At 58.5% G+C, this 11,140-nt stretch carries 13 protein-coding genes; 6 read left to right on the top strand and 7 right to left on the bottom strand.

The window, feature by feature from the left end:
• Positions 1 to 483 precede the first annotated feature (483 nt).
• From KUV81_RS19610 to KUV81_RS19595, 4 genes are read right to left on the bottom strand one after another with little or no spacing between them, the layout of a single operon-like run.
• Positions 484 to 1,047, bottom strand: a complete 564-nt coding sequence (locus KUV81_RS19610) for a TlpA disulfide reductase family protein (RefSeq protein WP_222545591.1) — start codon at positions 1,045 to 1,047, stop codon at positions 484 to 486.
• The gene (locus tag KUV81_RS19605) at positions 1,047 to 1,517 is read right to left on the bottom strand and encodes a cytochrome c-type biogenesis protein (protein ID WP_222545590.1); all 471 of its coding nucleotides are present in this window, start codon (positions 1,515 to 1,517) and stop codon (positions 1,047 to 1,049) included. Before KUV81_RS19605 ends, KUV81_RS19610 begins: the two co-directional genes overlap by 1 nt.
• On the bottom strand, positions 1,517 to 2,071 hold the full coding sequence (locus tag KUV81_RS19600) for a DsbE family thiol:disulfide interchange protein (protein ID WP_222545589.1): 555 nt from the start codon (positions 2,069 to 2,071) through the stop codon (positions 1,517 to 1,519). The genes KUV81_RS19605 and KUV81_RS19600 overlap by 1 nt, the downstream gene beginning before the upstream one ends.
• 11 nt (positions 2,072 to 2,082) lie before the next feature.
• Entirely contained in the window at positions 2,083 to 4,047 is a 1,965-nt protein-coding gene (locus KUV81_RS19595) for a heme lyase CcmF/NrfE family subunit (protein WP_222545588.1), read from the bottom strand.
• A gap of 409 nt (positions 4,048 to 4,456) precedes the next feature.
• Here KUV81_RS19595 and ccmI point away from each other — a divergent pair, with 409 nt between their 5' ends.
• Entirely contained in the window at positions 4,457 to 5,710 is a 1,254-nt protein-coding gene (ccmI, locus tag KUV81_RS19590) for a c-type cytochrome biogenesis protein CcmI (RefSeq protein ID WP_222545587.1), read from the top strand.
• A gap of 60 nt (positions 5,711 to 5,770) precedes the next feature.
• Here the strand turns inward: ccmI and KUV81_RS19585 are convergent, their stop codons facing one another.
• The gene (locus tag KUV81_RS19585) at positions 5,771 to 6,064 is read right to left on the bottom strand and encodes a c-type cytochrome (protein ID WP_222545586.1); all 294 of its coding nucleotides are present in this window, start codon (positions 6,062 to 6,064) and stop codon (positions 5,771 to 5,773) included.
• A 332-nt stretch (positions 6,065 to 6,396) separates the two neighbouring features.
• Here KUV81_RS19585 and ccmA point away from each other — a divergent pair, with 332 nt between their 5' ends.
• From ccmA to ccmE, 5 genes are read left to right on the top strand one after another with little or no spacing between them, the layout of a single operon-like run.
• Complete coding sequence (gene ccmA / locus KUV81_RS19580) at positions 6,397 to 7,044, top strand: cytochrome c biogenesis heme-transporting ATPase CcmA (protein WP_222545585.1); 648 nt, start codon at positions 6,397 to 6,399, stop codon at positions 7,042 to 7,044.
• 13 nt (positions 7,045 to 7,057) lie between these two features.
• On the top strand, positions 7,058 to 7,741 hold the full coding sequence (gene ccmB, locus KUV81_RS19575) for a heme exporter protein CcmB (protein ID WP_222545584.1): 684 nt from the start codon (positions 7,058 to 7,060) through the stop codon (positions 7,739 to 7,741).
• Between the two features lies 1 nt (position 7,742).
• Positions 7,743 to 8,492 (top strand): heme ABC transporter permease, encoded by a 750-nt coding sequence (locus KUV81_RS19570; protein ID WP_222545583.1) that lies wholly within the window; start codon positions 7,743 to 7,745, stop codon positions 8,490 to 8,492.
• A complete protein-coding gene (ccmD, locus tag KUV81_RS19565; protein WP_222545582.1) occupies positions 8,489 to 8,701 on the top strand; it encodes a heme exporter protein CcmD in 213 nt (70 codons plus the stop codon). The genes KUV81_RS19570 and ccmD overlap by 4 nt, the downstream gene beginning before the upstream one ends.
• The gene (gene ccmE / locus KUV81_RS19560) at positions 8,698 to 9,180 is read left to right on the top strand and encodes a cytochrome c maturation protein CcmE (RefSeq protein ID WP_222545581.1); all 483 of its coding nucleotides are present in this window, start codon (positions 8,698 to 8,700) and stop codon (positions 9,178 to 9,180) included. The genes ccmD and ccmE overlap by 4 nt, the downstream gene beginning before the upstream one ends.
• A 509-nt stretch (positions 9,181 to 9,689) precedes the next feature.
• Here the strand turns inward: ccmE and rplQ are convergent.
• Positions 9,690 to 10,091, bottom strand: coding sequence for a 50S ribosomal protein L17 (rplQ, locus tag KUV81_RS19555; protein WP_222545580.1), 402 nt, complete (start codon positions 10,089 to 10,091; stop codon positions 9,690 to 9,692).
• Between the two features lie 38 nt (positions 10,092 to 10,129).
• The gene (locus tag KUV81_RS19550) at positions 10,130 to 11,122 is read right to left on the bottom strand and encodes a DNA-directed RNA polymerase subunit alpha (RefSeq protein ID WP_222545579.1); all 993 of its coding nucleotides are present in this window, start codon (positions 11,120 to 11,122) and stop codon (positions 10,130 to 10,132) included.
• Positions 11,123 to 11,140: the final 18 nt, after the last annotated feature.

The following is an 11,140-nucleotide window of genomic DNA, read 5'->3' as shown; positions in this document are numbered from 1 at the left end:
GACCTACTCAATGAATACTGAATTAACTTGGTGTCACTCAGTTAGCATTGAGATAAATGATGAAATCTCAATCCCGCGTGAGTGCCCACACAGATTGTCTGACTAATTGTTAAAGAGCGCGCTTCGAATTCTTACCGAAGCGGGATGCGCATTCTACGCTGTCCCTTAGTGAAGTCAAGCAATTTTTTCGTTCTTTCGAAGCGAATGCTGTTCTTCAAAACTTTAAGTTTTGTGCCTTTCGGCTCAACTCTCAAAGCGGAGCGCCATTTTACTCAGCAAACTCACCAGGTCAAGGCCTTTTTCGATGAAGTTTATTGAGCGGCTGACGCCGAGTTAACCGGTTGGAGGTTTGGCCTTGCGAGCCGCCCTGTGCCGTTAACGTGAGGGCGAATTATAGGGGCGGATTCCGAGGGCGCAAGGGGTAAATTAAGGATCGCGGATCGTTCGTTGGTTCTTTGACCAGATCCGCGATCTTTCCCGGGATCAGGGCTGACCCTGTGCCTCGCCTGCGGTGGGCAGGTAGCCCTCCATCACTTTACGTACCGCCGGGTTGTCCCAATCAACAAAGCTGCGGACGAAGGCCACCAGGCGGCCCTGCTCGTCCAGGATAAAGGTGGCAGGCACCAGATCCGTCGGCACGATCTCCCCCATGGCGTTGATGGAGTCGTACCAGGTTTCGAACTCGGGCAGCGACAGGGACTCCAGGAATGGCTGCACAACCTGGGGGTCCCGATCGATGGCGATGGGCACCACTTTCAGCCCCCGGGCCTCAAACTCATCCCGAAAGCGCGCCAAGGAAGGCAACTCCCGGACGCAGGGCGGGCACCAGGTAGCCCACAGGTTGATCATCACCGGCTGGCCTTTGAACTGCTCCAGAGCGATGGGTTCGCCTTCGGGCCCCACCAGGGTCACGCTGCCCAGATCCTGGGGTTTGCTCAGGTGGATAAAGCGTTCAAGAGCGGGATCCTGGCCCACGGAGGTCGCGCCTGGATACGCAAAGGCGCTGCCCGAGAGCAGCGCCATTACCAAGTACACAACGACTTTCATCAGCGGTTCTGATCCTGGTCCAGCAATTTAGCCAGCTTGGCTTCATCGGCGGCCGTGACCTGAACTTCACCAGCGGCCTGACGGCGCTGTTTGCGTACAAAGAAGAACAGTGCACCGGCACCGGCGACGAAGAACACCAGCGGGCCCAGCCACAGTACGTAGGTGCGGGCATCAAAACCGGGACGATAGCGGACAAAGTCACCGTAGCGATCGGTAAAGTAAGTCACGATCTCGTCGTTGCTCTTCCCCTCTTCCACCATCTGGTAGACCTGCAGGCGCATGTCCATGGCGATGGGGGAGTTGGAGTCGTGGAGGTTCTGGTTCTGACACTGCGGGCAGCGCAGCTCCGCCGCCAACTTGACGCCACGCTCCCGCGCGGCCTCGGTCTTGAACTCGTAGGTGTCGATGGGGCTGGCGTACGCTGCCCCGGCAAACACCATCACGGCCAGGAGTTGAATCAGTCGCTTCATCAGGAGTTCCCCTCTGCAGCCGCCTCAGCTCGGATCTGATCGATCAGCGGCTTAAAGTCGCGGGCCCACACCTGGGGCTCGAGCACACCGGCAAAGCGGTGACGCACAATACCGTGGTGGTCCACCACAAAGGTCTCAGGCGCACCGTAAACACCCATATCGAAGGAGAGTGAGCCTTCAGGATCGAAGATGTTCTTGGTGTAGGGATCACCACTTTGCGCCAGGTAGCGGATGGCGAGGTCCCGCTCATCACGGTAGTTCACACCGTAGATGGCGATCTCGCCTCGACGCTTCAGCTGGTTAAGAAAGGGGTGCTCGTACTTACAGGAGGGACACCAGGTGGCCCACACGTTGATGAGGTACACCTCACCCAGAAGCTCCTCGTTGGTGATCCGAACCTGAGAATTTTCCAGGGTCTCCAGTTCGAAGGTGGGCACGGGCTTGCCCACCAGAACGGATTCCAGTTTGGAGGGGTCGAGGAACAACCCCTTGAACAGGAAGATACTCAATCCCAGAAAGATCGCTAACGGAATAAAGAGTGCTGCGCGTTTCATTGTTGCTTCCCTTACGCGTTGGCCAGTTTGGCGTCGGTCGCCTTAACTTTGCTCTTGGCGCGGATCCGCTTATCAGTTGCGGCAATGGCACCACCAAGCATCATCAGGATGGAGCCGATCCACAGCCAGCGAACCATCGGCTTGAAGTTCAGGCGCACGGCGTAGTGGTTGGCGTCCAGCGGGTCGCCCATGGTGACGTACAGGTCACGGAAGAAGCCCCAGTCGATGCCGGCCTCAGTCATGTCCATGGTGCGCACGTTGTACTGGCGACGATCCGGGTAGAGGGTGGTGACGTAGTCGCCATCTTGAGTGACGGTGACCACACCCTGTTCGGCGGTGTAGTTCGGGCCCTGCACCATGCGAGTCTGCTCGTAGGTGAAGGTGTAACCGGCCAGCTCTTCGCTGATCCCCGGCCCCATGCGCACGGAGCGCTCGGACTCGAAGTGGGATACTACGGTGCCGCCGACAATCGCCATGGCGATACCCAGGTGCGCCACCTGCATGCCCACGTAGCTGCGGGTGATGCGGCGCAGAGTAAAGCTGCCATCGGTGTCACGGCACTCTCGGATGAGACCTTGCACCAAGGTGCTGGTGATCCAGACCGCGGTGAACAGACCGACGAAGATCCAGGCGTTCAGCTTGCCACCAATCAGCAGCGGTGCGGCGATGGCCACCACGGCTGCGATGATGGCGGAAGGCAGCAGCTTCTTGAGCTCACCCTCTTTGGCCTTCTTCCAGCGAATAAACGGCCCGATACCCATGAACACGAACATCACCAACACAATGGGGTTGAAGACGGTGTTGAAGTACGGAGGTCCAACGGAGATTTGACCCAGCCCCAGGGCGTCACCCAGCAGCGGGTAGAGGGTGCCCAGCAGGACGGACCCGGTGGCGACCACCAGCAGCACGTTGCACAGCAACAGCATGGTCTCTTTGGAGAGCAGCTCGAAGCGCGACGGCGAGGCCAGCTCGGTGGCACGCAGTGCAAACAGCATCAAGGAGCCACCAATGGTTATCCCCAATAGGATCAGGATGAACAGGCCGCGAGACGGATCCGCTGCGAAGGAGTGCACGGAGGTCAGCACCCCGGAGCGCACCAGGAAGGTACCCAGCAGGCTCAGAGAGAAGGTGAAGATCGCCAGCAGGATGGTCCAGTTGCGGAAGGTGCCGCGCTTCTCAGTCACGATAAGCGAGTGCAACAACGCTGTGCCCACCAGCCAAGGCATGAAGGAGGCGTTTTCAACCGGATCCCAGAACCACCAGCCGCCCCAGCCAAGCTCGTAGTAGGCCCACCAGGAGCCCAGGGAGATCCCGGCGGTCAGGAAGGCCCAAGCGGCCAGCGCCCAGGGGCGAGACCAGCGGGCCCAGGCGGAGTCCAGACGGCCGCTCATCAGTGCGGCGATGGCGAACGCGAAGGTTACGGAGAAGCCTACGTAGCCAAGGTAAAGCAGCGGCGGGTGGAAGATCAGGCCCACATCCTGAAGCATGGGGTTCAGGTCACGGCCCTCCATCGGCACGTTCGGCAGCAAGCGCTCGAACGGGCTGGAGGTGAACAGCATGAACAGGGCGAAGCCCACGATGATCATCCCCAAAACCGCCAGAACCCGTGCCGTAAAGGCGTCTTCCAGGCCCTTGCTGAACATGGCCACGGCCGCGGCCCAGATGGAGATGGAGAAGGTCCAGAACAGCAGGGAGCCTTCGTGGCCGCCCCAGATCGCCGCGATCTTGAAGTAGACCGGCAGGTGACTGTTGGAGTTGTGTGCCACGTAGGCGACGGAGAAGTCGTCAGTGGCAAAGGCGTAACCCAGACAGATTACAGAGAAGGCCATAAACAGGCACATGCCATAGGCCATGGGGCGGGCGAAACTCACCATGTAGGCGTCCTTGCGTGCGACACCGATCAGCGGCACCACGGCCAGCAGGGCCGCAAACGCCATACCAATGATGAGTGAGTAATGTCCTAGTTCCGGAACCATCAGCTTACCTCGGAGGAGTGTTTTCCAATCAGCCCGCAACCACTGTTGCGGAACTGTGAATTGGGGTCATTGCTGCCATTCTAGGCAGGTTGTCCGTCGTTGTCTGCCGCAATCTTTCGTTTTGCCGATGGAGTTCACATCCCTTATGGATGCCGGCAGCGAAAAATCCGCCAGGTCTGGAGACCCTTGTCGTGGCTTGGGTTAGGGGCTGGGAGAAAAGTTCCCACCCCTTTTGCGATTGTCTATCGAACTGTGACATTTCCCTCAATCCCACCGACCGGGACACGTCACGAAGGTCAGAGCCCTGTTCAATAGTACCGCTTGCCGTATAATCCTTCTTCAATCGGATTGCCTCATCGGTTGATATCGACGGCGCAATGGTTACTGCTTCGCTTCAACAGAGATAGCTATGACAACTTTTTGGTTCGGTATTGCCGTGCTCACCGCACTGGCCCTGTTCACCATCTGGCTCCCGTTCTGGCGCCGTCAGAAAGCCCTGGCCGCAGCCACCGACGCCCAGGTGCGTAAGCAGACAAACCTCAGCCTGTTTAACGAGCGCCTCAAGGAACTGGAAACGGACCGTGCCGAAGGCCGGATCAACGATGACGAGTTCGAAGAGTTCAAAAAAGAGCTGCAGATGAACCTTCTGCAGAACACCGAGCAGGAAGAGGACGTCCTGGCGGCCAAGAAGCCCAGCCCCATCTGGCCCGTGCTGATGAGTGCCGTACTGGTGGCCGTAGCCGGCTACACCTATTACGACCTGGGCCGCTACAACGACTGGCAAGGTGCTCAGGTAGGCGGCGACGACCCGCACGCCGGCATGAGTGCCGAGCAGATGATGTCGATGCGCCTGATGCAGATGGAGCAAGCCGTTCAGGCCGATCCGAGCAACAGCCAAGCCTGGTTCTCCCTGGGCCACGCCTACATCTCCGCCGGCCAGTACGGCAAGGCGATCCAGGCATTTGATACCACCATGGAGTTGGTAGGCGTCCACGCAGAGCTGCTGGGCCCCAAAGCCACCGCCATGTACTACCAGGGTGGCCAGGAGATGACCGCCGAAATCCAGTCCATCGTTGATCAGGCTCTGGCCGATGACAGCAAGGACCCGTCCACCCGCTTGTTGCTGGGTATGGATGCGTTCTTCAGCGCCAACTATGAAGATGCTATCGAGCACTGGGAGATCATCCTGACCAGCCCGCGTCAAGACGTGGACCGTCAAGCCATCATGGGCGCCATCTCCCAGGCACGGATGTTCCTGGAGCAGGGCGACGCCATGCCCAACGACGAAAACCACCAGCCCAGCGCGGCGGCCGTCGGTGGTGAAAAGCGCGTGGTGATCAACGTTGAGCTGGCTGAAGAGATCAAGCAACACGCCAACCCCCAGGATTCACTGTTCATCTTCGCCCGCCCGGTGTCCGGCTCCCCGATGCCCCTGGCCGTGGCCCGTCTGAGTGTCAGCGATCTGCCCGCCGAGGTGGTGCTGAATGACAGCAACGCCATGTCTCCTGACATGGTGATCAGCGCCCACGATCAGGTCAACCTGGTGGCGACCATCAACCACGATGGCAGCCCGGCACCCACCGCAGGCGACCTGCTGGGTAAGATGGACCAGGTGGCCATCGGTGATACCGTCACCCTTGTGATCGACACCCTGGTGGAGTGAATCACTTCCGCAAAAAAAAGCCTGGCAAATGCCAGGCTTTTTTTGTTGTGACGAAACGCCTTACTTGGACATAAACTCGATGGCCGCTTTCAGGTCTTCGTCGCTGCAATCCATGCACATACCGCCCGGGGGCATCGCGTTCATACCGGTCTTCACGCTGCCAATCAGAGCGTCCATACCTTTACCCATGCGGGGCTCCCAAGCGGCCGCATCGTGGGCCTTGGGGGCGCCAGCAATGCCCATCTCATGACAGGTCTTGCACGCCTTTTGGTATACCGCTTCACCATCCTGGGCCATTACGTTGGTGGCCATAGTCAGGCTGGCTACAGCAGCCAGAGCAATCAGTTTTTTCATTGTCTCATTCCAATCCGTTGACGTTCACATATTCAGCACAAGGCATGGATACACGCCAGCGCTAGCCGCAGGGTACCACAGGGATCACAGTTTTACACCCACCTTGCGCCAACTCCCACTTTGCTACTTTCGGTGAAACCCATCGCCCAATTTCCGGTCACAACGGAGGTGACTGCGGGATGTTGCCCTAACTGTTATATTGCTCACATCTCAAGGAATGGACTGAGAAAATTTGGCAGTTCCGAACGGATTTGGGAGCTTATTCGGTGATCGCCTCGCCCCCTATGTTAAAATCCGACCCATATCAACCGGCCTGAACACCAGAGGACTAGGTGACCGACGTAACCCGACAACCGCTGCTGAGTGCCCAAGCACTGACCTGTATCCGCGAAGAGCGGATCCTGTTCGACGAGCTGAGCTTCGACGTATTCCCCGGTGACATCATCCAGGTGGAAGGCCCCAATGGCGCGGGCAAGAGCAGCTTGCTGCGGATCCTGGCTGGCCTGTCCCGGCCTTACGCTGGACAAGTGCATTACCGGGGCGAGCGGATCGAGGATGTCCGTGACGATTTTCACGCCGACCTGCTGTTTCTCGGTCACCTGCCTGGGGTCAAGAGTGAGCTGACCGCCGAAGAGAATCTGGAGTTCAACCTCAAGATCGCCGGGTACGCCGATGCCTCCATTCACGACACCTTGGCCAAGGTAAACCTGACCGGGTTTGAAGAGCACCCAGCGGGGCACCTCTCTGCCGGCCAGCACCGACGCATCGCCTTGGCCCGCCTTTGGCATACCGAGGCCAAGATCTGGATCGTGGACGAGCCACTGACCGCCATCGATAAGCGCGGCGTAGCCGAGTTGGAGCGGATGTTCATGCAGCACGCCGATAACGGTGGCTGTGTCATCCTCACCACTCACCAGGACCTGCAACTGGTCTCTGCCGAGCGGCTCGCCAAGCTGCGGCTCGACTATCAATTTGTTTAGGGAAAAGCGATTCATGCGTCAGATTAACTATCGCCAAGCCTTCACGACGGTGCTGAAGCGCGACCTGCAGATCGCTTTTCGTCACTCCGGTGATATTTTCAACCCGCTGATGTTCTTCGTCATGGTGGTGACCCTGTTCCCGCTGGGGATCGGTCCAGAGCCGAACACCCTGACCCGCATCGCCCCGGGGATCATCTGGGTCGCCGCCCTGCTTTCCGCCATGCTGTCGTTGGAACGCCTGTTCAAGTCTGACTACTCAGACGGTGCGCTGGAGCAGATGATGCTCAGCCCCCAGCCGCTCTCCTTGATGGTGCTGGCCAAAGTACTGGCCCACTGGCTGGTCACCGGTGTACCGCTGATCCTGGCCGCCCCCCTGCTGGCCGTTCTGCTGCACCTGGACAGCAACAGCTACGGAGCTCTAATGGCCACGTTGGCGGTTGGCACCCCGATTCTGTCCCTGCTGGGGGCCATTGGCGTGGCCCTAACCGTTGGCCTGAGAAAGGGCGGCGTGCTGCTGAGCCTGCTGATCCTGCCCCTCTATATTCCCGTTTTGATTTTCGCAACCAGCGCCATTGATGCCGCATCGATGAACATGCCGTTCACGGGTCATCTGGCTATCCTTGGTGCAATGTTGGTTGGTGCCCTGGTGCTGGCCCCGGTTGCAATTGGTGCATCTCTAAGAGTGAGTACAAACTAACATGTGGAAGTGGTTACACCCTTACGCGCACCCTGAGCGCGCATACCATCTGGCCGGTGCCATGCTGCCCTGGTTTGCTACCCTGGCCGCCCTACTGATCACTACAGGCACCGTCTGGGGACTGGGCTTCGCCCCCGTCGACTACCAGCAAGGCGACTCCTACCGGATCATCTTCCTGCACGTGCCGGCCGCCTCCATGTCCATGAGCGCCTATATGGCCATGGCGATCTGCGCCTTTATTGGTCTGGTCTGGCAGCTGAAGCTGGCCGACATCGCTGCGGCCGCCATCGCCCCGGTGGGCGCCGTACTGACCTTTATCGCCCTGCTGACCGGTGCCGCCTGGGGTAAGCCCATGTGGGGCACCTGGTGGGTGTGGGACGCGCGGCTGACCTCCGAGCTGGTGCTGCTGTTCCTCTACCTGGGCGTTATTGCCCTGTACGCCTCGTTCGAAGACAAGGTGATGGCCGCCAAGGCGGCGGGGATCCTGGCCATCGTAGGCGTCATCAACCTGCCGATCATCAAATACTCCGTTGAGTGGTGGAACACCCTGCACCAGCCCAACGCCATCACCGTGGGTAAGAGCAACTCCATGCCTCCGGAGATGCTGATCCCGCTGCTGTGCAACATCTTTGGCTTTGCCATGTTGATTGGCGCCCTGTCCATCTTGCGATTCCGTGCAGAAGTGCTGGCCCGTAACAGCATGCGCCCCTGGGTGCGCGCCATGGTCGACGCTGAGGAGAAATCCGCATGAACCTGACTTTCCAATTTGCCTCCCTGGGTGAGTTCCTGAACATGGGCGGTTACGCCTTCTACGTTTGGCTCTCCTACGGTGTTGGGGCCCTGGCGCTGATCGCGCTTATTGTCAATTCCGCGCGAAAGCGCAAAACTGTACTCAACAACATTGCCAAAAAGCAGGCGCGCGAAGAGCGACTGCGTCAACACAGGAGTAATGCCGCATGAACCCACGTCGTAAAAAACGACTCGTCTTCGCCTCCGCCCTGATTGGTGGGGTTGCCGCCATTGCCTCTTTGCTGATCTATGCGCTCAACTCCAACCTGGACCTGTTCTTCACTGCCACCGAAGTGGTTCAGGGCCGTGACAACGGCCTGAAGCCAGAAGTGGGCCAGCGTATCCGTATCGGTGGCATGGTGGTTGAAGGCTCGGTTGAGCGTGACCCCAGCAGCCTGAAGATCGCGTTCCAGGTTGCCGATACCGGCCCGGCCGTTACCGTACTCTATGACGGCATGCTGCCTGATCTGTTCCGCGAAGGTCAGGGCATCGTCGCTCAGGGCACCCTGGTCGAGCCCACCGTTCTGGAAGCGTCAGAAGTACTGGCCAAGCACGACGAGAACTACATGTCGCCTGAGATCGCCGAAGCCATGGGCAAGAACCATGAGCAGATGGAGTACAGCGACGAGCAAAAAGGCGGCGGCTACTGATAGTCCCCTCTATTGAGAAAAGCCCCCAACCTTGGGGGCTTTTTTGTGCCTGTCATTCTCTCTTGCCCTCAAGCAGTTCTCCAAGGCACCAAAGTACACCCCCACTTTTAGGCCATCGCCACCTGAGTGGCAGCGCGCCCCAATAAGACTCGCACCACTGAGCTGCCTTGCATCTCCAACTGGGACCAACCCCGTGCATGCAACTGAATGCTTTATGACTGCGAGACCATTGGCCTATAGGGCTTTGGGGCTTTGGGGCTTTGGGGCTTTGGGGCTATGAAGCTGTGCAGCTATGAAGCTGTGAGGCTGTGAGGCTGTGAGGCTGTGAGGCTGTGAGGCTGTGAGGCTGTGAGGCTGTGAGGCTGTGAGGCTGTGAGGCTGTGAGGCTGTGAGGCTGTGAGGCTGTGAGGCTGTGAGGCTGTGAGGCTGTGAGGCTGTGAGGCTGTGAGGCTGTGCAGGAAAACAAAAAGGGCTGACAAATGCCAGCCCTTTTCTCGAAATGGGAGAGCTTACTCGGCAGAAGCTTGAGCTTCTTCGGCAACCTCTTCACCGGCAGGACGATCAACCAGCTCGATGAAAGCCATCGGCGCGTTGTCACCAGCGCGGAAACCACACTTCAGGATGCGGGTGTAACCACCCGGGCGCTCCTGGTAGCGGGGACCCAGTTCGTTAAACAGTTTACCTACAACAACTTTGTCGCGGGTACGTGCAAATGCCAGACGGCGATTAGCAACGCTATCAGTTTTAGCCAGCGTGATCAGCGGCTCTACTACACGGCGCAGCTCTTTGGCCTTAGGCAAGGTCGTCTTGATAACCTCATGGCAAACCAGGGAGCTAGCCATGTTGCGGAACATAGCCTGGCGGTGGCTGCTGTTGCGGTTAAGTTGACGACCACTCTTACGATGGCGCATGACCTTATCCTTTTAACCTAAATCTTTACCAGACTTGGTTACATGTTGTCGGCAAGTGAGGCCGGCGGCCAGTTCTCCAGGCGCATGCCCAGAGAAAGACCACGAGAGGCCAACACGTCTTTGATCTCAGTGAGCGACTTCTTACCCAGGTTAGGGGTCTTAAGCAGCTCGACTTCGGTACGCTGAACCAGATCGCCAATGTAATGAATGGCTTCTGCTTTCAGACAGTTTGCCGAACGAACAGTGAGCTCCAAGTCGTCGACAGGACGCAGCAGGATCGGATCGAATTCCGGCTTCTCTTCTTTCTCTTCCGGCTCACTGACGTCACGCAGGTCCACGAAGGCCTCCAGTTGCTCAGCCAGGATGGTGGCGGAGCGGCGGATGGCTTCTTCAGGGTCCAGGGTCCCATCAGTGTGCATGTCGATGATCAGCTTATCCAAGTCGGTACGCTGCTCAACACGAGCCGCTTCCACATTGTAGGCAATGCGGACAACGGGGCTGAAGGAAGCGTCAACCAGCAGACGGCCGATGGGACGCTCATCATCTTCAACTTGAGCACGAGCGGAAGCCGGGGTGTAACCACGGCCCAGTTCGACTTTGATACGCATGCTGATTTCGGCATCAGCACCGGTCAGAGTACAGATCAGGTGTTCCGGATTGACGATCTCAACATCACCGTCATGGGTGATGTCTGCCGCAGTGACAGGGCCCGCACCAGACTTGCTCAGAGTCAGAGTCGCTTCGTCTTTGCCCTCGAGCTTGACTGCCAACCCTTTCAGGTTAAGCAGGATCTCGAGAACGTCTTCCTGCACGCCTTCTTTGCTGCTGTACTCGTGCAGTACACCGTCGATTTCCACTTCGGTTACTGCACAGCCAGGCATAGACGAAAGCAGGATGCGACGCAGCGCATTGCCCAGAGTGTGGCCGAAACCACGCTCGAGCGGCTCCAGAGTCACCTTGGCCCGATAGGGGCTAACTTGATCAATATCTACAAGTCGCGGCTTTAGAAATTCGGTAACAGAACCCTGCATTGTGTCCTCTCTCTATGG

This window comes from Ferrimonas balearica (assembly GCF_019802085.1).
Classification (GTDB): Bacteria; Pseudomonadota; Gammaproteobacteria; order Enterobacterales; family Shewanellaceae; genus Ferrimonas; species Ferrimonas balearica_B.
This window is presented reverse-complemented; position numbering and strand designations above follow the sequence as displayed.

Excerpts from the sequence above, each read along its gene's own strand:
- KUV81_RS19610 (WP_222545591.1), bottom strand. The coding sequence starts at position 1,047 with ATGAAAGTCGTTGTGTACTTGGTAATGGCGCTGCTCTCGGGCAGCGCC.
- KUV81_RS19605 (WP_222545590.1), bottom strand. The coding sequence starts at position 1,517 with ATGAAGCGACTGATTCAACTCCTGGCCGTGATGGTGTTTGCCGGGGCA.
- KUV81_RS19600 (WP_222545589.1), bottom strand. The coding sequence starts at position 2,071 with ATGAAACGCGCAGCACTCTTTATTCCGTTAGCGATCTTTCTGGGATTG.
- KUV81_RS19595 (WP_222545588.1), bottom strand. The coding sequence starts at position 4,047 with ATGGTTCCGGAACTAGGACATTACTCACTCATCATTGGTATGGCGTTT.
- ccmI (WP_222545587.1), top strand. The coding sequence starts at position 4,457 with ATGACAACTTTTTGGTTCGGTATTGCCGTGCTCACCGCACTGGCCCTG.
- KUV81_RS19585 (WP_222545586.1), bottom strand. The coding sequence starts at position 6,064 with ATGAAAAAACTGATTGCTCTGGCTGCTGTAGCCAGCCTGACTATGGCC.
- ccmB (WP_222545584.1), top strand. The coding sequence starts at position 7,058 with ATGCGTCAGATTAACTATCGCCAAGCCTTCACGACGGTGCTGAAGCGC.
- KUV81_RS19570 (WP_222545583.1), top strand. The coding sequence starts at position 7,743 with ATGTGGAAGTGGTTACACCCTTACGCGCACCCTGAGCGCGCATACCAT.
- ccmD (WP_222545582.1), top strand. The coding sequence starts at position 8,489 with ATGAACCTGACTTTCCAATTTGCCTCCCTGGGTGAGTTCCTGAACATG.
- ccmE (WP_222545581.1), top strand. The coding sequence starts at position 8,698 with ATGAACCCACGTCGTAAAAAACGACTCGTCTTCGCCTCCGCCCTGATT.
- rplQ (WP_222545580.1), bottom strand. The coding sequence starts at position 10,091 with ATGCGCCATCGTAAGAGTGGTCGTCAACTTAACCGCAACAGCAGCCAC.
- KUV81_RS19550 (WP_222545579.1), bottom strand. The coding sequence starts at position 11,122 with ATGCAGGGTTCTGTTACCGAATTTCTAAAGCCGCGACTTGTAGATATT.